This is a genomic window from Streptomyces zagrosensis (assembly GCF_014203645.1).
GTDB classification, from domain to species: domain Bacteria; phylum Actinomycetota; class Actinomycetes; order Streptomycetales; family Streptomycetaceae; genus Streptomyces; species Streptomyces zagrosensis.
On the sequence record NZ_JACHJL010000008.1, the window covers coordinates 301,675 to 323,726 of the forward strand.

General features: G+C 68.7%; 19 protein-coding genes. 6 read left to right on the plus strand and 13 right to left on the minus strand.

Features of this window, described 5'->3' with window-relative positions:
- Positions 1–139: 139 nt before the first annotated feature.
- The 12 genes from FHS42_RS17755 to FHS42_RS17810 form a co-directional block, all read right to left on the minus strand.
- Complete coding sequence (locus tag FHS42_RS17755; RefSeq protein ID WP_184573197.1) at positions 140–1,240, minus strand: polyprenyl synthetase family protein; 1,101 nt, start codon at positions 1,238–1,240, stop codon at positions 140–142.
- Positions 1,237–2,667 (minus strand): hydroxysqualene dehydroxylase HpnE, encoded by a 1,431-nt coding sequence (gene hpnE, locus FHS42_RS17760; protein ID WP_184573198.1) that lies wholly within the window; start codon positions 2,665–2,667, stop codon positions 1,237–1,239. Before hpnE ends, FHS42_RS17755 begins: the two co-directional genes overlap by 4 nt.
- 154 nt (positions 2,668–2,821) lie before the next feature.
- Entirely contained in the window at positions 2,822–3,772 is a 951-nt protein-coding gene (gene hpnD / locus FHS42_RS17765) for a presqualene diphosphate synthase HpnD (protein WP_184573199.1), read from the minus strand.
- Positions 3,769–4,635, minus strand: coding sequence for a squalene synthase HpnC (gene hpnC / locus FHS42_RS17770; protein WP_184573266.1), 867 nt, complete (start codon positions 4,633–4,635; stop codon positions 3,769–3,771). The genes hpnD and hpnC overlap by 4 nt, the downstream gene beginning before the upstream one ends.
- Before the next feature lie 719 nt (positions 4,636–5,354).
- Positions 5,355–6,107, minus strand: a complete 753-nt coding sequence (locus FHS42_RS17775; RefSeq protein WP_184573200.1) for a TetR/AcrR family transcriptional regulator — start codon at positions 6,105–6,107, stop codon at positions 5,355–5,357.
- A 507-nt stretch (positions 6,108–6,614) separates the two neighbouring features.
- Positions 6,615–7,406 carry an ABC transporter ATP-binding protein gene (locus tag FHS42_RS17780; RefSeq protein ID WP_184573201.1) on the minus strand — a complete coding sequence of 264 codons (792 nt, stop codon included), beginning with the start codon at positions 7,404–7,406 and terminating at the stop codon, positions 6,615–6,617.
- A complete protein-coding gene (locus FHS42_RS17785; RefSeq protein WP_184573202.1) occupies positions 7,399–8,334 on the minus strand; it encodes an ABC transporter permease in 936 nt (311 codons plus the stop codon). Before FHS42_RS17785 ends, FHS42_RS17780 begins: the two co-directional genes overlap by 8 nt.
- 78 nt (positions 8,335–8,412) lie before the next feature.
- A complete protein-coding gene (locus FHS42_RS17790; protein WP_184573267.1) occupies positions 8,413–9,258 on the minus strand; it encodes a glycosyltransferase family 2 protein in 846 nt (281 codons plus the stop codon).
- 41 nt (positions 9,259–9,299) lie between these two features.
- Positions 9,300–10,094, minus strand: a complete 795-nt coding sequence (locus FHS42_RS17795) for a CDP-alcohol phosphatidyltransferase family protein (RefSeq protein WP_184573203.1) — start codon at positions 10,092–10,094, stop codon at positions 9,300–9,302.
- A complete protein-coding gene (locus FHS42_RS17800) occupies positions 10,072–11,133 on the minus strand; it encodes an iron-containing alcohol dehydrogenase family protein (RefSeq protein ID WP_184573204.1) in 1,062 nt (353 codons plus the stop codon). Before FHS42_RS17800 ends, FHS42_RS17795 begins: the two co-directional genes overlap by 23 nt.
- On the minus strand, positions 11,121–11,870 hold the full coding sequence (locus tag FHS42_RS17805) for a phosphocholine cytidylyltransferase family protein (RefSeq protein ID WP_184573205.1): 750 nt from the start codon (positions 11,868–11,870) through the stop codon (positions 11,121–11,123). Before FHS42_RS17805 ends, FHS42_RS17800 begins: the two co-directional genes overlap by 13 nt.
- Complete coding sequence (locus FHS42_RS17810; RefSeq protein ID WP_184573268.1) at positions 11,867–13,720, minus strand: DUF5941 domain-containing protein; 1,854 nt, start codon at positions 13,718–13,720, stop codon at positions 11,867–11,869. The genes FHS42_RS17805 and FHS42_RS17810 overlap by 4 nt, the downstream gene beginning before the upstream one ends.
- 287 nt (positions 13,721–14,007) lie before the next feature.
- On the opposite strand from FHS42_RS17810, the gene galE reads away from it, so the two are divergent.
- The 3 genes from galE to idi all read left to right on the plus strand — a co-directional run bounded on the left by galE (position 14,008) and on the right by idi (position 16,842).
- Positions 14,008–15,006: a UDP-glucose 4-epimerase GalE gene (gene galE / locus FHS42_RS17815; RefSeq protein ID WP_184573206.1), complete on the plus strand. Its 999-nt coding sequence runs from the start codon at positions 14,008–14,010 to the stop codon at positions 15,004–15,006.
- A gap of 219 nt (positions 15,007–15,225) precedes the next feature.
- The gene (locus tag FHS42_RS17820) at positions 15,226–16,173 is read left to right on the plus strand and encodes a cation diffusion facilitator family transporter (protein ID WP_184573207.1); all 948 of its coding nucleotides are present in this window, start codon (positions 15,226–15,228) and stop codon (positions 16,171–16,173) included.
- A gap of 57 nt (positions 16,174–16,230) precedes the next feature.
- The gene (idi, locus tag FHS42_RS17825) at positions 16,231–16,842 is read left to right on the plus strand and encodes an isopentenyl-diphosphate Delta-isomerase (RefSeq protein WP_184573208.1); all 612 of its coding nucleotides are present in this window, start codon (positions 16,231–16,233) and stop codon (positions 16,840–16,842) included.
- Here idi and FHS42_RS17830 read toward each other — a convergent pair.
- The gene (locus FHS42_RS17830) at positions 16,817–17,311 is read right to left on the minus strand and encodes an ATP-binding protein (protein ID WP_184573209.1); all 495 of its coding nucleotides are present in this window, start codon (positions 17,309–17,311) and stop codon (positions 16,817–16,819) included. The genes idi and FHS42_RS17830 overlap by 26 nt on opposite strands.
- 692 nt (positions 17,312–18,003) lie before the next feature.
- Between FHS42_RS17830 and FHS42_RS17835 the strand changes: the two genes are divergently transcribed.
- The 3 genes from FHS42_RS17835 to FHS42_RS17845 all read left to right on the plus strand — a co-directional run bounded on the left by FHS42_RS17835 (position 18,004) and on the right by FHS42_RS17845 (position 21,921).
- Positions 18,004–18,762, plus strand: coding sequence for an enoyl-CoA hydratase/isomerase family protein (locus FHS42_RS17835; RefSeq protein WP_184573210.1), 759 nt, complete (start codon positions 18,004–18,006; stop codon positions 18,760–18,762).
- A gap of 168 nt (positions 18,763–18,930) precedes the next feature.
- Positions 18,931–19,791, plus strand: a complete 861-nt coding sequence (locus FHS42_RS17840; RefSeq protein WP_184573211.1) for an SCO6745 family protein — start codon at positions 18,931–18,933, stop codon at positions 19,789–19,791.
- A 684-nt stretch (positions 19,792–20,475) separates the two neighbouring features.
- Positions 20,476–21,921: an MFS transporter gene (locus FHS42_RS17845; RefSeq protein ID WP_221476599.1), complete on the plus strand. Its 1,446-nt coding sequence runs from the start codon at positions 20,476–20,478 to the stop codon at positions 21,919–21,921.
- Positions 21,922–22,052: the final 131 nt, after the last annotated feature.

A 22,052-nucleotide genomic window follows, 5' to 3' on the forward strand; every position in this document is an offset into this window, starting at 1 on the left:
CTTTCGCAGTCCGTTCTCTGCCGTGCTGGGGTTGCGTCGAAAGGCGCCGCGTCAGCGGTGCCTTTCGGCGACCGCGAGCTAAGTGTGGTGGCTGTGCCTGGTGGGGTGCTCCAGAAGACCCCCGTGTCTCATCTGTGGGTCATCCCTCTCGTACGACGACGAAATCGGCGAGCGCCACCAGTTGCGCTCGTACCGCGGCGGGCATGTCTACGTCGTGCAGCGCCTCGATTGCGGTGGCGTGCTGCCTGCGAGCCTCCTGCGAGGTCCACTCTCGGCCGCCCGCCTCCTCGATCAACGCCGCCCGGCTAGCGAACTCTTCCTCATCGAAGTCGGCAATGTCATCCGTTTTCTCATCTCGGTTGGCATCGGCCGCGAGAATGTGGGCCAATCGCTCCGAAGCGGGCCCTCCAGCGGCCAGCGCGGCGACCACCGGGAGTGACTTCTTGCGCTGCCGCAGGTCGCTCCAGGGCCGCTTGCCGGTGGCTAGCGGGTCGCCCCAGATGCCCAACAGGTCATCGACGGCCTGGAAGGCGAGCCCGAGGTGGTAGCCGTACGTCTCCAGGGTGTCGGCGGTACGGTCATCCACCCCGCCGAGCACCGCGCCGATGGAGACGGAACAAGCCAGCAGCGCACCGGTCTTGTTGCCCTCCATGTCCAAACACTCTTGGACATTGACCCGCCCGCGCTGCTCGTAGGCGATGTCCTGGGCCTGCCCGTCGATGAGCCGGCGCGTCGCGGTGGCCAGTCGTCGGGTCGCGCGCCCGGCATCCACCGTGCCCAGTTCCAGCAGAATTTCGTTGGCGAGCGCGAACAGGGCGTCACCGACCAGGACAGCCTGATCCGGGCCGTGCACCTTCCACACGGTGTCGCGGTGGCGGCGCTGTTCGTCACCGTCCATCAGGTCGTCGTGCAGCAGCGAGAAGTTGTGCACGAGCTCGACCGCGACCGCGCCGGGAAGCCCGACTTCGGGAGCGGCGCCCGCGGCCTCGGCGGAGAGTAGAGCGAGTGCGGGTCTGACGGCCTTGCCGCCGTCTGAGGCCGACGGGTTGCCCTCAACGTCAATCCAGCCGAAGTGGTAGGCGGCAACGGTGTTCATGGGCGGGGCGAGCCTGTCGATGGCCGCGCGCAGCACGGGCGTGACGAGCGTGCGCCCGCGCGCAAGCATGGCGCTGACGTTCGCGGTCTCGACGGGGATGGCCGGAGTCACGGTCTCTCCTCTGTTTCCGGTCACAGTGCTCATACCGCCTCCAGCAGCGGGCTGCGGTGCGGGCGGCCCAGCTCGGACAGTGCCGCGCCCGCGGCAGTCAGGCCGCTGCGCACCGCGCTCTCCATGGTCGCTGGCCAACCGGTGGCGGTCCACGCTCCGGCCAGGTACAGGCCGGGCGCGTTGGTCGAGGCGGGCGGGCGCAGCCGGCCGACGCCCGGCGATGGGGCGAAGGTCGCCGTGCGCTCCCGGGTGACGAAGAAGTCTCGTACCTTGGCGTCGCGCGCGGCGGGCAGCAGCCGTGCGAGCTCGGGCAGGTAGCGCTCGCGCAACTGGGACACGGGCTGATCGATTTCCTCGTGCGCGGCGGACTGGGATACCGCCAGATACTGGCCCTCGGTCAGGCCCGAGGTGTCGGTACGGTCGAAGACCCACTGCACGGGGGTGCCGATGGCTACGAAGAACGGCCGGCGCAGCACCTTGCGGTCGTAGACGACATGCAGGTTGAGAATCGGCGCGGTGCCGATTTTCAGCAGCCGGCCGGGGTCGTCGAGCGCGCCGGCCGGCAAGAGGCCGTGCGCGTCGTGCTGGGGTAGCGCCAGGACGACCGTGTCGGCCGCGAGCCGGGTGCTTGAGTGCGGTGCCGTCTCCACGTCGATGTCCCAACGGCCGTCTGCCCCCCGCGCGATGGCGGTGACACGGCTACGCAGCGCGGTGCGGACGCCCGCCGTGTCGAGGACGGCGCGGGCCCTGGTGTCGTGGAGCTCGCCGAGCGGTACTTGGGGGATGCCGATGTCGGCATGGCCCGGCTTGGTGAGCAGTCCCGTCTTGAAGACCATGGTGGCCAGGCCCAGTGAGGACTGTGCGCAGCGGGCGTTGAGGGTGGCGACGGCGACGACGTCCCAGATCGCCTCGATGGCGCGCGCGGACTGGCCCTTGCGCCGCAGCCACTCCCCGAAGTTGATGCCATCGAGCGCCGGGTCGTACGGGTCGAGCGACTTGAGGGCGAGCGCCGCCCGGCCGATGCCTGCCCGCTCGGCGGGTGACAGGTGCGGATAGGTGGCCAGGCTCGCGGCCAGGTGGAGCGGGACCGGCAGCGCGGTGCGGCGCAGCCGCCCAAGGCGCGGCCTGGCCCTGCCCACATCGAGTACGGGCACATCGAGCCGGTCTTGCAGCGGCGCCAGATGGCGGGCGCCGATGCGGTCGAGGAACCACGCGTAGCCGGTGCAGCAGCGCAAGTAGACGTGCTGCCCGTTGTCGATGGTCAGCTCCCCGGCGGGCGAGGAACGGCGGAAGGAGAACGCGGCGCCCCCGAGCCTGGGTCGCCCTTCGAGCAGGGTCACCTGTAGCCCGGCGTCGGCGAGGGCGAGGGCGGAGGTGATGCCCGCAAGTCCTCCCCCGATGACGACGGCACTGTGGCCCGCGCGCGAGCCGTGCTGCTCAGGGAGTACGTTCAATGTCATCTTGCGCCCGCTTTCTCGACTGCGACGAGGGACGCGGCAGCGCCGCCTACGGTTGACCCGAACCGAAGATGCGCACGCTGATGTGCGCGGTGGTGGTGCTGTGCTCCTGGCCGCTGAGGCGCGCGGCCGGCGTGCCGGGTGGGGGTTCGGACCGTCACATGCGCCCCCTGGCGGCCCGCCGGGTCACGGTGCGGGCATCGGCACCAGACAGGCCGCGCATGGCGACGTACGCCTTCTCCCTTCCGGGAAGAGAGACGCGACCGTGCAAAACGGCCGCGGGGTCCGTGGCGATCCGCTCCAGCAGTCTGCGGTAGATACCGGCCATGGCGGCCACGCAGGCACCGCTGCGCCGGTCGAGCAGCGGCAGGAGCTGGAACCCCTCGGCGAACAGGGCGCGCGCACGCCGCGCCTCGAAGTGCACCAGGCCGGTGAAGTCGGCCTCGGACGAGGGCGTGCTGCTGTGGAACCCCGCCGAGCAGCCGAACTTGGCCAGGTCGTCGGAGGGTAGGTAGGTGCGCCCGTTGGCCGCGTCCTCCCGAACGTCTCGGAGAATGTTGGTGAGTTGGAGGGCAAGCCCGAGCGTGTCGGCGTACTCGGGGGCGCGTGCTGCGCCAGGCGCTCCGGGCACGGTGCCGAACACGCCCAAAGACAGCCGGCCAATGGCGCCCGCGACGCACCGGCAGTACACCTTCAGGTCATCCCACGTCTCGTAACTTTCGCCGCGTACGTCCATCAGTACGCCGTCGATGAGTTCATCGAGGCCGCCGAGCGGGATCGGAAAGTGGTGTGCGGCGTGTGTGAGGGCGACGGCGACCGGGTCGGTGTCGTCCTCCTCCACCTCACCGTCGCCGATCCGGCGCAGCAGCGCTCGGGTGTTCTCCAGCCGGTCTTCCTTGGCCGGTGTGCTCAGCGCGCCGTCGCCAATGTCGTCCACCCGGCGGGAGAAGGCGTACAGCGCGGACATCGCCCGCCGCTTGTCCGTGGGCAGCAGCCGGATGCCATAGGCGAAGTTACGGGCCTGCTGGCCGGTCACGGCCTCGCAGTAGCGGTACGCGGCAGCTACCGGTGCGGGGATACGCGAAGATCCGTCCACGCTCTGGTTCACCCCTCTCCTCGCAGTGTTGCCCCGACCTCGCGCAGTTGGGTGAGCTTGGTGGGCTTGGGCGGCCCAGGGAACACGTTGTACCCGGCGTTCGCGACCGCTTTGAGGGCGGCCCGCCCGCCGCCTACGAATCCGGCAAGCAGCAGTCTGAGTCTGCCGTGGACGCTACCCACCAACGGGGTCCCTTCATTCAGCAGGTCCCCGGCGCGTTCGGCCTCGAACGCGATCAGTGCGCGTACCGAGGCGCCAGCTGACGGAGCTCTCAGATCCGCCTCGCTCACGCCGAATCGCCGCATGTCATCCGCGGGAAGGTAGATCCGGTCGCGCCCCAGGTCCTCGACGATGTCCTGGAGGTGTTCGATGATCTGCAACGCCGTACAGATCGCGTCCGAGCGCCGCACCCGCTCCGGCGTCGCGGTGCCGGTGATGCCGAGCACCAGGCGGCCGACCGGGTTCGCGGACAGTTCGCAGTAGTCGAGCAGTTCTTGATACGTCGCGTACCGACGCACCCGCTGATCCTGCCGGTTGGCCTCGATCAACCCCAAGAACGGCCCGGGGCTCAGTCCACAGCGACGCACGGTGGGCCGCAGCGCGCGCAGCAGCGGATGCTGCGGCGGCTCGGCCCGGTCGTCGAAAACCCGCCGCAGGTCCGCCTCGAAGGCGTCGAGCATGGCCAGCGGGTCATCGGCCTGTGACCGGCCGAGGCCAAGGAGTACGGCGTCGCCGCCGCCGGGGGCCAGGTCGCCGTCACCGATGTCGTCCACGAGCCGGGCGTAGCCGTAGACGGCCATGAGGTCCGTGCGCCAGGCGCGCGGCAAGAAGAAGGGGGCAACGGGAAAGTTCTCGTGCGCTGCCTTGTCGAGCACCGCACGTGCCTGTTTCTCCGACCAGGCTGGTGAGGTGGTGTGTGACCGGCCGCGCTCGTCTTCCAGGGTCACCGGAGACAGCCAGGCGTACGGGCGCGCACAGCGCCATCACAGGGGGCTGGGGCGCCGGGGCCCGCGGGGGCGTCGAGAGCGCTGGGAACGCCGGGGAAGCCGGGGACGCCAAGAAGCGGTCGCGTGGCCAATGCCGTCACATCCCCCGTTCTACACCGCATGTCAGTCACGGCACGACGCGGACACGCCGCGCCCCAGGTCGCGAGGGGCAGCCTCCGGACCCCCGAACGGGGGGCCGGACACAAGTCCGCCATAGTCCGGATGGTCATCAGTACAGCGTACGCCGCGCCAAGCAGTGCGACAGCAGCCCCCGGTGCCGTCGAGCCCCGGGCAATCCGGTCAACGCCAGGGTGGCCCGGCAGCGGTGCACAAGGGGCGTAGGAGCCGTGTGGGAGCTGTGTGGAAGTGGGCCCACAGCGGCACGCGGGCCGCGCGGCGAGGCAGGTACGGCAGCCCGGGTGCGGCGGGCGGTCAGCGCGGGTGGGGATCGCGCTGACCGTACGAGCCGACCGGGCCCCGGCAGCGCGTGCCGCCGACCGCACCGCGCCGTGCCGCACCGGCGCCAGACCGGACCGGCACCAGACCGGCCCGCACCCGGCCGCCTCGTACCAGAGCGCCCCGCGCCCGGCTGCCTCGTGCCGCGGACGTCAGTGGGCCACCGGCTGCCCTGCCGGGTAGAACTCCTCGATGCCGAGGACGGCCGCCAGGTCCTGGAGTTCGCGCTCGAAGAAGGCATCGCCATTGGGAAGGACGAACGCGAGGTGGCCCAGCGCGTCCATGGAGATCACGCCGTACAGCCGCACCCAGCAGCGGACCATCATGGCCAGGGCCTCCACCGGAAGGTCTACCTGGTACTCCTGGCGCAGGGCCGTGAGCTGGGCGACCAGCTCCGGATCGAGCGAGTCGGGGCGGGGGACGGGAAAGCCCCGGGTGCGCCACAGCTCCGAAATCAGGTCGGCGAACAGCGACCCGAACGCCCAACTCGCATCCCGCTCCGCCTGACCCGCCTGCCCGCCCTGATGCGGCCCCCACGGACCAAGGATGAGCCCGAACTCATGCGGGTGGTCGATCGCCCAGCGGCGCAGCGCGCGTCCCGAGGCCAGCAGTTCGCCGGCCGCCTCGCGGTGCGGAAGTGCCTCGATCACCGCTCGTAGATGGCCGCCCATCTCGCCGTAGATGTCGCGACGGATCGCCTGGATGAGCTCATCCCGGCTGGAGAAGTAGCGATACACGGCGGGCGCTGTCATGCCCATTTCGCGGGCAATAGCGCGAATCGTTACATTGCCGGGGCCGTCTTGGACGAGAAACTCCCGCGCAACGTCCTTGATCTCCTGAATGGTCGCGATCCGCAGTCGCTCACGACGTGAATACGGTGCGACAGGTACTACTTCTTGCGACACTCGCCCTCCCTATGCCCGGCGTTTTCGCGTGCGAACCACACGCGTGCGAGCACGCCCCACGTTCAGAATCGCCAGCACCCACGGCCACCAGCCGATCGCCGGCGGCTAGTCGTGCGGCATCCACTCCGCGCAGAGCGCGGAGACCGACGGCCCCCTCACCGCCGCCCCGGCCGCTCCCACCCGGCCGCACTATGGAACACAACGCACCGAAAATACTCGCCCCGGAAAACCGGGAAAGAACGCGAGGATCAGCGCGGCAGCACCCTACGGGCACACGATCGCGCACACAACACAGCGCGCGCGAAACGATAGGGAGCGGGCTCGCAGCGGACACTCCACGTCAGCACTTCCCCATGCTGCTCACCGGTTTCGCGTATTGCCATCGAGGGAATTCATAAAACCTGCAAGGAAACCGCTAGGGCAACAAGCAACAAAAGCCGGGGGCAGAATAAAAAGAGCCCGCCCAACGCGTGAGCGGTGGACGGGCAGCATGCGAAGCGAGCGGGATTACCTGCTCGCCTCCTTCTCGTACGCCTTGATGACCTCGTCGGTCGGGCCGTCCATCAGCAGTTCGCCCTTCTCCAGCCACAGCACGCGGTCGCAGGTGTCCCGGATCGACTTGTTGTTGTGGCTGACCAAGAAGACCGTGCCCGCGTCCTTACGCAGTTCGCGGATGCGGGCCTCGGAGCGTCTTTGGAACGTGCGGTCGCCGGTCGCCAGGGCCTCATCGATCATCAGCACGTCATGGTCCTTGGCCGCGGCGATGGAAAAGCGCAGTCGGGCCGCCATGCCGGACGAGTAGGTGCGCATCGGCAGCGTGATGAAGTCGCCCTTCTCGTTGATGCCGGAGAACTCCACGATGTCGTCGTACCGCTCACGGACCTGCTCACGGGTCATGCCCATGGCCAGGCCACCGAGAATGACGTTCCGCTCACCGGTCAGGTCATTCATCAGCGCCGCGTTCACACCGAGCAGCGAGGGTTGGCCATCGGTGTAGACATGGCCGCGTTCGGCGGGCAGCAACCCCGCGACGGCTTTGAGGAGGGTGGACTTGCCGGAGCCGTTGGAGCCGATCAGTCCGATCGACTCGCCTCGGTAGGCGATGAAGGTCACCCCGCGCACGGCGTGCACCTCGCGTACACCGGGTGATCTGCCACCGCGGACGATGCGGTTCAGTGCGGCGGTGGCGCTGCCCTTGCCGCCGGTGCCGCCGTTGACTCGGTAGACGATGTGCACATCGTCAGCGATGACGGTGGGACGCAAGTCCGTGGGCGTGTGCTCGGGGGTTTGCTCAGCCACGGCCGTACTGCTCCTCTGCCTTCCAGAAGTACAAGAAACCGCCGATGCCGACGAGCGCCGCCCAGCCAAGGGCCAGCAGCCACACGTGCGGGGGCAGGTTGGACGAGGAGTAGTCGTCCATGAGCGCGTAGCGCATCAGGTCGATGTACACCGATGCCGGGTTGGACAGCAGCACGTCATCCAGCCACTCCGGCACGTTCTTCTTCGCCAGCATGTCCGAGATGCTGTACATCACGCCGGACGCGTACAGCCAGGTACGCAGGATGAACGGCATGAGCTGGGCCAGGTCGGGCGTCTTGCTGCCGAGCCTGGCCATGACCATGGCCAGGCCGGTGTTGAACACGAACTGGAGCGCGAGCGTGGGGACGATCAGCACCCACGACAGACTGGGGTAGTGCCCGAAGCCCACCAGCACCATGACCAGCACGATCATCGAGAACAGCAACTGCTGGAGCTGCTGGAGCGAGAAGGAGATGGGCAGCGCGGCGCGCGGGAAGTGTAGGGCCCGTACCAGGCCGAGGTTTCCCGAGATCGCCCGGACACCCGCCAGCGCCGATGTCTGGGTGAAGGTGAACACGAACACGCCCGTGACCAGGAACGGGATGTACACGTCGTTGCCCATGCCGCCTCGGCCGCCCATCAGCAGGCCGAAGATGAGGAAGTACACCAGTGCGTTCAGCAGTGGCGTCGCCACCTGCCACAGCTGCCCGAGCTTCGCCTGGCTGTACTGAGCGGTGAGCTTGGCCTGGGAGAAGGCCAGGATGAAGTGGCGCCTCCCCCACAACTGACGCACGTACTCACCGAGCCCCACCCGAGCACCGCTGACCGACAGGCCGTACTTCTGGGCCAGTTCGGCAGGGGTCAGGCCGTCATCGGGGGATGGCGGGGAAGTTATGGCGACCGCACTGCCGTGCGTTGTCTCGCTCACAGTTGACACTTTCGTCCTCAAGGTGCGCTGCCGGGGCCGTGCCCAGGATCGCGCCCGATGCTCTCAGACCAGAGCTTGTCAGATCACAGGAGGTCGGCCCAGCCGGGTCAGGCGCCAAACCGTACGCCACTTCATCGGGCGTCGCGGACCGCAGGGCGTCGTCCAGCCTTCCTTGAAGCCTCCGAACCAGGCGCGCAGCGCTGGCCTCGATGGCTTCCGGGCCAAGGTGAGCAAGAGCCATACCGATAGATATATGGGCACCAGAGGGAACGGAAGGTTCCGCCGGGCCAGCCACACCCGGTTCCTAGCCACCATTCGGTGGTAGACGGCGTGCCTGCTCGGAGCGGTTGTCGGATGGAAGAGCACCAGGTCTGACCGGTAATCGATCATCCAGCCCGCGTTCAGGGCTCGCCAGGCCAGGTCGGTTTCCTCGTGGGCGTAGAAGAACTCGTCGGGCAGGCCGCCGACCTGGGCAAAGACTCGGGTGCGTACCGCGTTGGCGCCGCCGAGGAAGGTGGTGACCCGGGAGGAGCGCATCGGGTCGGATGCGCGTAGCCGAGGCACATGGCGGCGCTGCGTCTCCCCGGTGTCGGGGTCGGCGATGCGGAAGCTGATGATGCCGAGCGCGGGGTCGGCGGCGAACGCCGCCCGGCACAGTTCGGCGGTGTCCTCGCCCGGCAGCAGCCCGTCGTCGTCGAGGAAGAGCAGGATGTCCACGTCCCGGCCGTCGGGGCCAAACGCCTCGATGCCGATGTTGCGCCCCGCGGGAATGCCCACGTTCTCGGTCAGCTCCACGGTCCGTACGTCCGCCGGGAGGGTGGGCAGCGGCGAGCCGTTGCCGACCACGACGACCTGCACCGGATCGCCCTGCTGGCGCGCGACCGAGTCGAGGAGGGCACGCAGCTCGTCGGGGCGGTTGCCCATGGTCAGGACAACCGCACCGACGCTGAGCCCGGAACCGGCACTCACTTGAGCCTGCTCGACGCAAGGATCGACACCAGGTGCAGCAGGGTCTGCATGATCGCGATGCCCGCGAGCACCGCGACGCCCAGCCTGGTGAAGAACAGGTCCCCCTTGGCCATATCGGTCATGTCCAAGATCGCCACGAACAGGATGACCAGCGACGCCTCCACGCCGCCAACCAGGCGGTGGAACTTCAGCGCCGCCGCCGCCTTGCGGGCCAGCGCGATCCCCGAGGAGCGCGGAGTGGCGGCCTCGTCCTTGACCGCGGGCAGCCCGCTGCGCGCCCTGGCCACGTCCACCAGGTCGGTCTCGGCCTTGATCAAAATCGCGCCGAGCGCCGCCAAGGTGCCGAGGAAGGCCCACATCCAGTTCGTCGAGTCACCTTCCTGGTGGAAGACGTCGGCCGCCCGGACACCAAAGCCGACCAGCAGGGCCGCCTCGCACAGGTAGTGGCCGACCCGGTCCAGGTAGACGCCGGTGATCGAGGTCTGCCCCCGCCAGCGGGCGACCTCGCCATCCACGCAGTCGAGCAGCAGGTAGAGCTGGATGAGGACGACGCCAAGCACTGCCCCGGTCAGGCCAGGCACCAAGAGCGCCGCGCCGGCCAGGAAGCCAGCGACCACCATCAGGTGGGTGAGCTGGTTGGGCGTGATCCTGGTGTTGACCAGGTACGGGTCGCACCGCAGCGAGATCTCTCGCATGTACAGGCGTCCGGCCCAGTGCTCACCGCTGCGCCGGTCCTTCACGCCCTCGGGGTGAACGACTGGACGGAGTTCAGCTACTGACGGTTTTGGCATAGTCGGCGTATGCGTCCCTGATCGCTTCGGTGGAGAGCCCCAGGTGCTCCAAGATCGTGTAGCGCCCTGGGCGGGTCTGCGGCGCGTACTCCACCGCCGTGACGAATTCGTCGACGGTGAAGCCTATTTCGCTGGGCAGCACGGGCAGCCCGTGCCGCTTGAGCACATCGACCATGAGGGCCGACATCTCGTGATCGCCCCTGAGATACGTCGCGAAGGCGGCGCCGAGGCCGCACTGCTCGCCGTGCGAGGCGGCGCGCTTGGGGTAGAGCAGGTCGAACGCGTGGTTGATCTCATGGCAGGCGCCGGATGCAGGGCGGCTGTCGCCGGCCACCGACATCGAGATCCCGGTCAGCACCAGGCCCTCGGCCAACACCGTCAAAAACTCGTCGTCGCCGCAGCCGCCGGGGTGCCGCAGCACCGCATGGCCGGCTTGGCGGGCCATCGCGGCGGCCAGGCCGTCGATCTGCTCGCCGGTCTCGCGGTGCGAAAGCTCCCAGTCCGCGACCGCGGAGATGTTGGAGATCACATCGCCGACGCCCGAGCGGACGAAGCGGATCGGCGCCTCCCTGATCACATCCAGGTCGATGACGATGGCGATCGGATTGGGCACACCGTAGGAGCCACGCCCCGCATCGTTGTCGAGCGTGGCGACCGGCGAGCACAGGCCGTCGTGCGAGAGGTTCGTGGCGACGGCGACCAGGGGCAGCCCGATCCGTGCCGCGGCGAACTTCGCGCAGTCGATGATCTTGCCGCCGCCCATGCCGACGACCGCGTCGTAGCGCCCCGACTTCATGGCGTCAGCGAGCTTGATCGCGTCATCGAGGGTGCCGCCGCCGACCTCGTACCAGGAGGCACCGGGCAGCGCGGGGGCGAGGCGCTCACGCAGCGCCGCCCCGGAGCCGCCGCTGATGGCGATGGCGAGCTTGCCCGACGCGGAGATCCGCTGATCGACCAGGAGACCTGCCAGGTCGTCCAGGGCGCCCGACCTGATATCGACGACGACCGGCGAGGGGATGAGCCGGGTCAGTACTGGCACGCGATCTCCCGTCCCTTGGCGAGGTCGTCGTGGTTGTCGATCTCGACCCACTTGACGTCGCCGATCGGGGCCGTGTCGATGGTGAAACCGCGGTTGACCAGCTCCTGGTACCCGTCCTCGTAGTAGAGGTCGGGGTCGCGCTCGAAGGTGGTCTTGAGCGCGTCGGCCAGTTCCTCGGCCGCCTCCGGCTCGATCAGCGTGAGACCGATGTACTCACCGGTCGCCGCGGCCGGGTCCATCAGCTTGGTGATCTTGCGGACGCCCTTGGCGGGGTCAGCGACGACCTTCATCTCCTCGTCGGCCAGCTGCTTGACCGTGTCGAGCGCCAGAATGATCTTCTGGCCCTTGCCGCGTGCGGCGAGCAGCGACTTCTCCACCGAGACCGGGTGAACGGTGTCGCCGTTGGCCAGGATGGCGCCCTGCTTCAGCACCTCACGGGCACACCACAGGGAGTAGGCGTTGTTCCACTCCTCGGCCTTGTCGTTGTCGATGAGGGTGAGGGTGACGCCGTACTTACGCTCCAGCGCTTCCTTGCGCTCGTACACCGCTTCCTTGCGGTACCCCACGACGACGGCGACGTCGGTGAGACCCACCTCGGCGAAGTTGCCCAACGTGAGGTCGAGCACGGTGGTCGTGCCCTCCCCCGCGGGGTCCACTGGCACCAGGGCCTTGGGCAGGGTGTCGGTGTAGGGGCGCAAACGCCGTCCGGCGCCGGCCGCCAGCACGAGGCCAATCATGCGGGTTCTCCTGATTCGTCGTGTACAGCGGGTGCTCCGGAGGAGACCCAAAAACGGATGCTCTCGATGAGCACCGCAAGCGCCAGGGCTAGTGCGAGTGCCGTCAACGCGAGGGTGAAACCAGTACCGTGCAGCAGGGCTGCGACGACCGTGACCACCAGGACGCGTCCCTCGTGCCCGCCGGTCATCCGCACCAGCCAGTGCGGCGGCGCGCCGGTGCCGCCGCGAATGCGGTAGACCGTGTCGTAGTGATGGTAGGCGACGGCGGCCACCAGCCCGAAAGCAGCGGGCAACGCTCCGTTCACCTCCGAGCGAGCGGCAAGCACCAGGACGGTGAGGTATTCCGCCGCTCGGAACAGCGGTGGGACCAGCCAGTCAAGCGCGCCCTTGAGGGGCCGGGCGACGGCGCGGCCTGCGCAGATCACATAGATCGCGGCGCCAAGCACCGGCCACCAGGCGCCCGGCTCACCCACCCACACCGAGGCGATCAGCGCCGCGGTGCCCACCACCGCGAAGAGCGGGGCGGCAAATGACATAGCAGGCGCATGGGGCGCAAGGGGTGCAGACGGGGGTGAAGCGCGGTGGGCGGAGCCCTTGCCGATCGCCTCGGCCAGCGGCCCTGAGTCGGCGAGGTGGGCGAGCGCGGTGGCGGCCCGGTCGGTCCGCACCGCGGCCCGGGTCAGCGAGCGTAGGACCCGGCCCGCCGTGGTGTAGCAGGCGGCCAGGGCGCAGCCGATGAGCAGCGCGTAGAAGGTGATACGGGGCGTGGTCAGCGCGGTGAGCACGGCGATCATGGCCCAGCGTTCACCGATCGGCAGCACGACCATGCGGCGGGCCCACACCGTCCAGCCGACGCTGTTGAGCCGATCGGAGAGTGCGGCGGTGGGGCTGGAGTTGCCGGTGGCGTCGTGGTTGGCCTCGTTGAAGGAGAAGTCCACGACATGGCGGCAGGTCTGGAGCACCATGGCCGCAAGAGCCAGCGTCCACACGTCATCGCTGCCGCCGCCGCGTGCGGCGCCGATCGCCAGGCCCGCGTAGTACGCGTACTCCTTGGCCCGGTCGAAGGTGGCGTCGAGCCAGGCGCCCAGTGTGGAGTACTGGAGCGAGTAGCGGGCGAGTTGGCCGTCGGTGCAGTCCAGTACGAAGGAGGCGATGAGCAAGATGCCTGCGGCGACGAAGCCGGGCCGGGTGCCGGTGGCCGCGCACCCCGCCGCGATGAGCGCGGTGAGCAGCGAGGCGGTGGTGACCTGGTTGGGGGTCAGCCCCCTGCGGGCACACCAGCGGGCGATGTAGCGGGAGTAGGGGCTGATGAAGAAGGTGGTGACGAAGCCGTCGCGGGCCTTGACGGCGCTCCGCAGCCGCACCTTCTCCTCATCGACGTCCGCGATGGCGGCCCTAGCCCGGGCATGTGCCGTGGCATCGGCAGGCACGGCAGCCACCAGCACGCCCAACTCGGGCCGCTGTACGACGATGCCGTCAGCGATCAGATCGTCCGCCACCAGATCCGGCAGATTGGCAGCAGCCACGTCGCAGGAGTGGGCAGAACCAACCGATGCGCGGGCGTGCACGGCGCGAGCCAGCGCGCCGCTGGCCTCGGCCTGGACGGTGAGGGCGCCGGTCACAGCGGCGGCGGGAAAGCGTGGGTCGGTCAGGGCCAGGCGCAGCGCGTGCAGATGGCCGGTGAAGCGGCTGTCCACCAGCGCGACGCGCTGATGCGCCGGGGCGGCAGTCAGTTCGCGGGCAGCATCGGCGGCATCGGCCGCCGGGCGGACATCAAAGCCGAGCCTCCGCAGGTCGTCCTCAACGGACGAGCCGACGACCGGCGGACCGGTCACAATGGCGATCGACAGACGAACTCACTCCTTGGCAACTGGCGTGGCCGCGCCGGTTCATGGCCGATTCATGGCCAGTTCAGGGCATGTCCGGGTACCGGTCGCGACCTGCTCCGACCTGGTGGCGGCGGACAGCACGTCGGCAGAGGTTATCGGATCACCGGAGGCGACCGTTCACCGCACATTCACCTCGCGATCCGATGAACGACGGCTCGGCCTGCCGCGATCATCATGGTCGATGGCCGCCATCCACGACAAACGCCGGCCCGCTCAAGCGGACGAATTCCGGTCGGTAAGGTGCGGTCATGATGTGGCTGATCACCGGCGGTGCCGGATATATCGGGGCGCATGTCGTACGGGCCATGCGCGAAGCCGGTGAGCGCGTGGTGGTCCTGGACGACCTGACGAGCGGCGTCGCCAGCCGGCTGCCCCATGACGTTCCACTGGTGCGCGGGTCGGTCCTTGACCGGGCCCTGGTGGACCGGGTGCTTACGGAGCACGAGGTGAGCGGCGTGGTGCACCTGGCCGCGCGCAAGCAGGTCGGGGAGTCCGTCGAGCAGCCGATCCGCTACTACGAGGAAAACGTGCACGGGCTGGCCGTGCTGCTTGGCGCGGTGACCGCCGCAGACGTACGAGCCTTTGTGTTCTCCTCGTCCGCGGCCGTCTACGGCATGCCCGACGTGGACCTGGTCACCGAGGACACCCCGTGTTTGCCGATGAATCCGTACGGCGAGACCAAGCTGGCCGGCGAGTGGCTGGTACGGGCCGCAGGGCGGGCACACGGCCTCTCCACGGCCTGCCTGCGCTACTTCAACGTGGCCGGAAGCGCCAGCCCCGAACTCGCCGACACCGGCGTGTTCAACATCATCCCGATGTTCTTCGACAAGGTCACCGAGGGCCAGGCCCCGCTGATCTTCGGTGACGACTATGCGACGCCGGACGGAAGCTGCGTACGGGACTACGTCCACGTGGCCGACCTGGCCGATGCGCATCTGGCCGCCGCCCGCTGGCTGGCTGGGCCGACTGGGCCGGCTGGGTCGGCTGGGCCGCGCGATCTCACCGTGAACGTCGGCACGGGTCAGGGGGTATCCGTACGCGAGATGGCCGAATTGGTCGCAGACGTCACGGGCCACGGTGGCCCGATCGCCGAGGTGGCGCCGCGCCGCGCCGGAGACCCGGCGCGCGTGGTGGCCTCCGCGGAGCGGATCACCCGAGAACTCGGCTGGTCGGCCCGGTACGACGTGCGCGCAATGGTCACATCCGCCTGGCAGGGCTGGCTGCACCACCAGGCCACATCCCGCTGAGCCGCGCCCGCGCCGGACGCGCCCCGGCCAGCCCGCAAGCGCACGCCGTACGCGGCGTTCCGCTACCCGCCGTACATGCCAAGAGGCAATTCATCACCGCAGGTCACAGCACATGACAACGGTATTCAGCGCCGCGTTGCAAAGACCCCCCGCCCCACCGTTCACTGAGATCGGCGCCGACATGCGGCGGCCGGTCTGAGTCCACTGTGGAGGCACTTCATGGGCGCTGGGCACGATCACGGACACTCCCACGGGGCCCCGCCCGCCGGGGCCACGGGCACTGCCGCCGCCGCCTACCAAGGGCGGCTGCGGATCGCGCTGGGCATCACGCTCATGGTGATGGTCCTGGAGATCGTGGGCGGCCTGGTCGCCGGTTCGCTGGCACTGCTCGCGGACGCCGGACACATGGCCACGGACGCGGTCGGCCTGGCCATGGCGCTGCTCGCCATCCACTTCGCCAACCGGCCCCCGAGCGTGCGCCGCACCTACGGGTACGCCAGGGCCGAGATCTTGGCCGCGCTCGCCAACTGTCTACTACTGCTCGGTGTCGGCGGTTACATCCTGTACGAGGCAGTCGATCGGTTCCTCACCCCGGCCGAGACCGAGGGCGGGCTGACCATCGTGTTCGGCGCGATCGGCCTGGTCGCGAACGTGATCTCGCTCTCGTTGCTGCTGCGCGGCCAGCGCGACAGCCTCAATGTGCGCGGTGCCTACCTTGAGGTATTGGCGGATGCGCTGGGTTCGGTGGCGGTATTGGTGTCGGCCGCGGTGATCATGGCAACGGGCTGGCAGGCCGCCGACCCGATCGCCTCGCTGGTGATCGGCCTGATGATCGTTCCGCGTACCTGGAAGCTGCTGCGCGAGACGCTGAATGTGCTGCTTGAGTCCGCGCCCACGGACGTGGACATGGAGGAAGTACGCCGTCACATCCTGGCGTTGCCCGGGGTTGAGGGCCTACACGATCTGCATGTGTGGACGATCACCTCGGGGATGCCCGTTCTCTCCGCACATGTAGTAGTAAGCCAGGAAGTAGTGGACTCGGTCGGTCACGAAAGGTTGCTGCACGAGTTGCAGGGCTGCCTGGGTGAGCACTTCGATGTGGATCACTGCACGTTTCAGCTTGAGCCCGGCGGACATGCCGCGCACGAGGCAAAGTTGTGCCACTGACGTGCACCCCTGTCATACGGCAGACTGGATCACCGAAGCCCGACGACGAGGATGGACATGCCGACGACACCCACCAACGGCCGCTCCACCGACAGCGCGGCGGCATCCGTGCCCGACCCCGCTGCTCAACCGATCATGCTTGAACTGGTCGATGAGGACGGCAATACGATCGGCACCGCGGAAAAGCTGTCCGCTCATCAAGCGCCCGGCCAACTGCACCGCGCCTTCTCCGTCTTCCTTTTCGATGACCGCGGACGCCTGCTGCTCCAGCAGCGCGCGCTGAGCAAGTACCACTCCCCCGGCGTCTGGTCGAACACCTGCTGTGGCCATCCGTATCCGGACGAGCCCCCGTTCGTCGCCGCCGCACGACGCACCGGCGAGGAGTTGGGCGCGGCACCTATCTTGCTGCGCGAGGCGGGCAGGGTGCGCTACAACCACCCGGACCCCGCCTCTGGTTTGGTGGAGCAGGAGTACAACCACCTGTTCGCTGGGCTGATCGGGACCGCGTTGCGGCCCGACCCCGAGGAGATCGCCGAGACGGCGTTCGTCACGCCGGACGAGCTCGACGCGTTGCGTGCGGAGCGAACGTTCTCGGCATGGTTCATGGACGTCCTTGACACCGCGCGGCCGGCGATCCGCGAGGTCACGGGCCCGGCGGCAGGCTGGTAGGAAAGAGCGGCAGCGCGGCCCACACGACCTTGCCACCGCTTGCGGTGTGCTCGACGTCGTAGCTCCCGCCGACCTCGTCGGCGACCGCCTTCACCAAGAGAAGTCCCCGCCCGCCGGTTTGGCCCTGGTCAGCGACCAGGGCCTTCGGTCGGTAAGGGTGGTTGTCCTCGACGGCGACCTTCACCCACTCCGGGGCGATGGAGACCTCGACCGCGATCTCGGGCGACAGCACCGCCGCGTGCTTGACGGCGTTGGTGACCAGTTCGGAGACGATCAGCAGCAGGGAGTGCACCATGTCGCCCGCGACCGGCACGCACTGATTCTTGAGCAGGTCGCGCACCGCGTGCCGGGCCTGCGGAACGGCGGCCTCCTCGGCCTTGGCCGTGAACCGCCAGTTCCCTTCGTAGGCGATCGTTCTCCGGGGCGGGGCCTGTCCAGACCCAGGCGGGACGCTCCCGAGGATTTCCATGTCCGATACCCACCTATCGCCGCAGCCCGACACTCGTGAAGAGTGTTGGGAATGTAGGGGTCCATACCGACCAACTGAACAGAAGTCAGCACTTATCGACCCCTTTTGACCGGGTAGGGGCGTCGTAATTATTCGCGCGACATATCTTGTTCGCCCACCGCGGCACCGCGGGGGAAGCGTCGATCGGCTCCCGGGGAAAACACCCCTGCCGTGATGCCACCCGCCGGAACCCCGGATGACCTGGCAGCCCACCGAAGCGACCGCGCGGCGAGCGCGGCGAGCACTCGGGGCGCGGCGAACACAGCGAGCGCGGCGCCGCATACGTACGGCATACGGACGCCATGCCGACCCGGCCAGCGAAGGCGAGCCCCGCGTCGAGCGGAACGAGCGGATCAAGCAGGCGAGCACCCGCGAATTCAAGCCGAGCCGGGCACGGTACCCACTGCCCCCACTCGTCCGGGTGGTCCCGGCGCCATCGGCGGTTCCGGCGCCCTCCTACGGGTTCGCTGTGCGACTGCCGCCACCTGCGCCGACTCATGCTCGCCCCCTCGCCTCCACCTGCGCGAATCGCCCCTTTCCCGGTCGAGTGGGCTTTTCATCCCGTGACCAGACGAGGAAGGAGTGATCTCTTCCACTCAGCAGACGATGCGATCTTCGCCGTTCGCTTCCGGCCACCCCGATACGATCCGCGCATGGAGCCTTGCCTGCTGTATTCGGTCACCGACGGCATCGCGACCGTCATGATCCACAATCCCGCCAAGCGCAATGCGATGACCTACGACATGTGGCGCGAACTGCCTCCCCTACTCGACAAGCTCACGGTCGATCGCCATGTGCGCGCCCTGGTGTTGACCGGCGACGGCGACACCTTTTGCGCGGGTGCGGACATCGGCTCCCTGATCGAGCGCGGCGAGGAGTCACAGGGCCTCGCAGTGACGGCCGAGGAGGCACTGGCGGCGTTTCCCAAGCCCACACTCGCTGCGGTACGCGGCTACTGCGTGGGAGGCGGCTGCCAGCTGGCCGCCGCGTGTGACCTGCGATTCGCCACCGACGACAGCGCGTTTGGCATCACCCCGGCGAAGCTGGGCATCGTCTACCCGGCCTCGTCCACGGCGCGCCTGGTGAGTTTGGTGGGGCCGGCGACCGCGAAGTATCTACTCTTCTCAGCGGAGTTGATCAACGCCGAGCGGGCGCATCTACGCGGTCTGGTGGACGAGGTCTTGCGGCCAGCCGAGTTCGACCAGGAGGTCGCCCACTTCGCCCGCGTCCTGGCCTCCCGCTCGCAGCTCACCCAGGCCGCCGCGAAGGAGTTCACGGCGGGTCCTGTCGCTCGGGCACGCGTCGCGTACTGGGCCGAACAGGCCCGCACCAGCGATGACACAAGCGAGGGCGTCACGGCGTTCTTGGAGCGCCGGGCGCCACGCTTCAGTTGGACGCTGCCGGCTGGCTGAAATCAAGGGGCGCGAGCGCTCGGTGCCCGACGCCCCAGGGCCCAGGCAGCCGGCTGGGAAAGAACGTCGAAACGGCGCGCCACGAAAGGGGAAACGGCCGCGCACGGCCCCGGCCCGGGGTTATGGTCACAGGTTCCACAACAGGCTACCTATGGGTAACGTGCCGGCATGACCTCACTGCCCGAGCGCGCCGGACGGCGCTGCCACAACGTTCTCAATCCTCTGCACTCCAGCGTCTACTTCGCCCCGGAGTTCACCGAGGAGCTGGGGCGCCTCGGCGCCAAGAACGGCGCCGCGTACCTCGCCGGTCGGGCCGCGCCCCTGGGCCGGGTGAGCGCGGGCACGGTCACCGCGACCTTCTACAACTTCAAGCATGAGTTGGTCGCCCAGCACATCCCCGCCGTATGGGACGTAGTGAGCCCCGAAGCCGCCATCGCGGCCCGCCTTGCGGTGGCCGACCGGATGCTGCGCCGCCTGCTCGGCGTGGAGGCCGTCGCAGCACAGGAGATGACCGAGGCCGCCACACTCGCCCTGCGCGCCGCCGAGGCGTGCTCCCGCTTCGCCCGTCCGCTCTACGCGGCGCACGCCGACCTCGCCGTCCCGCAGGAGCCTCACCTGGCCTTGTGGCATGCCGCGACCTTGTTGCGCGAGCACCGCGGCGACGGCCACCTGACCCTGCTCGTCAACGCCGAGCTCGATGGCCTTGAGGCGTTGGTGACACACGCCGCCAGCGGGCACGGCCTCTCCCCTGCGTGGACGCGTAAGACCCGCGGTTGGTCCGATGAGGAGTGGGCGGCGGCCCAAGAGCGACTGCGCGAGCGCGGTCTGATGGCCGCCGATGGCGAGCTGACGCAGGCAGGGGCCGAACTGCGCAAGGAACTGGAGCACGAGACCGACCGGCTGGACCGGGCGCCGTACGAGCACCTGGGCACGGCAGGCGTGGAGCGGCTGACGGAGCTGGGCACGGCGTTCACGACGGCCGCCCTGGCCGCGGGCGCCTTCCCTGCCGACCTCTTCGGCAAGGGCTGAGCCCACCGCGACCAGACGAGGTGTGCCCTGCCGCGCACGCGGCAGGGCCCCACCCCCGCATCTTCGGCTGCCTTTTAGGCACCCTCCTTTCGCTTTCAGACACCCCTCCTTTCAGGCGCGCCCTCGCCAGCTCGCTGATTGCGCGACGGCGCATGCGCGGTGGCACGCCGTCGTGAATTGCCCAGCGCGGCGGCGGGTTCGCGCCCCCTGTACCGCGCTCCCCCATCACCCGCTGTGGCACCCCCACCGCCCGCTGCGGCACCCCCACCGCCCGCTGCGGCACCCCCACCACCCGCTGCGGCACCCCCACCACCCGCTGCGACCGCGGGGCGTCACACCCTGCGAGACCACGGCCGCCCTCGCCGACAGCGCTGAACCCGCGAGATGACGAACACGGCGGCACTTTCACCGGCGAGCGAGTGCCCTTCGCGTATCGCGACAGGCAACCGCCGATGCCACTTGGAGCCCGTTAGAGCAAAAAGCTATACCGGATGAGAGTGGTAGGTATTGGACGAGTTTGCCCGCGCAGTGTGAAGGTGAACCCATTCCGCTCAGCGTCGCACCGCGCCCAGCACGTCCAGGCCGGTTTTCTCGATGCCTGACACAGTTCCCTTAAGCGATCGCCGCTGCCATAAAAAGCCATGCCGGTGTTTTCGCGATATCGCATTGCGTGAGAGGTGTACCGTGACCTTGCAGGGTCAACGCCAGCGCCAGTTACTCATTCTCATCTTGCTGTGTACGACACAGTTCGTCGCCATTCTCGACTTCTCCATCACCACCGTCCCACTACCGGACATCCAAGAAGACCTGGGATTTAGCTCCGGCGGTATCCAGTGGGTCGTCAACGCCTACGGTGTAGCGATTGCGGGTTTCCTTCTGCTCGGCGGCCGGGCCGCCGACATCATGGGTCGCAGGCGCGTATTCATCGCCGGCCTGATTGTCTTCACCATCGCATCGCTGGTCGGTGGATTCGCCTCCACCCCGGCCATGCTCATCATCACCAGAGCCCTGCAAGGATGTGGCGCGGCCCTGTTCTCGCCGGCCGCGTTCTCCCTGTTGACGACCACCTATCCGCCGGGGAAGGAACGCAATCGGGCCCTGGGAGCGTGGGCCGCCGTCGCAGCAAGCGGGTTGGCCGCCGGAGTCATCCTCGGCGGCTTCGTCACCGACGTACTGGGGTGGCGATGGGTGCTGTGGCTCAATGTCCCCATCGGCATCGTTGTGGTGTTGCTCGCCCGCGTGCTGCCGGAGGGGCGGCCTACGGAGCGGTCGAAGACCGCACAGCTGGATGTGACCGGAGCGCTGCTGGTGGCCGGCGGCCTCGTCACCTTGATCTATGCCTTCGCGAACAGTGAGCATGTCGGTTTGGGAGACCCGGTCACCTTCGCCCTGATCGCAGTGGCAGTAGCGCTGCTCGCGGCATTCCTTTGGGTCGAGTCCAAGGTGGTCGATCCGCTGGTGCCTTTGGGGCTGTTCCGTACGCGTTCGGTCGGCGGGGCCAACGTGATATCGCTGCTGGCCAATATGGGGCTAGGTCCGACCTTCATCATTGCCGCGCTACACATGCAACTGGTCCTTGGTTTCACGCCCATTGAGACCGGCCTCGGACTGCTCCCCATGGCCGCCGCCTTCTTGGTGTTCAGTGCGTGGGTCGGGCCGACGCTAGTTGCCCGGCTCGGCACCAAGCCGGTCATTATTGTGGGAATGACGGTCTTCACGATCGGCCTGGCGCTCCTTGGTTTCTCACTGTCCGATGACGGGTCGTGGGCGGCGTCGGTCTTGCCGGGTGCGCTGCTCGCCGGGGTGGGGTACGGGGTCGCCTTCCCGGCGTGGACCGTCGCGGGAGTCGAAGACGTCGAACCCGAGGACCACGGTCTGGCCGGCGGGATGCTGACCACGACCCAAGAGGTCGGGTCCGCGATCGGGTTGGCCGTGGGATTGGCGGTGGCCGCCGCCGCGGTGAACGCCGACCATTCAGCGGCCGAAGGCTACGGCCTGGCCGTGCTCACGGCCGCCGTCCTGGTAGCCATCGGCGTCGTGGTGTCCGCTGCCGTCCTGCCCAACCGCGGCGCAGACGCGGCTCCGAGCGCCGAACCTGTTCCCGAGGCCGTCCCCGCCAAGGCCGAGTGACGCATTGCCATCCGGGCTCGCACGGCTGGTGTCCCCCGCCATGTCCCACCATGTCCCTGCTATGTCTCCGCTATGTCCCCGCGAGGGTGCCCGCCGTGCGGCGGCGCCCGGTCCTCAGCTTCGGCCGCGGT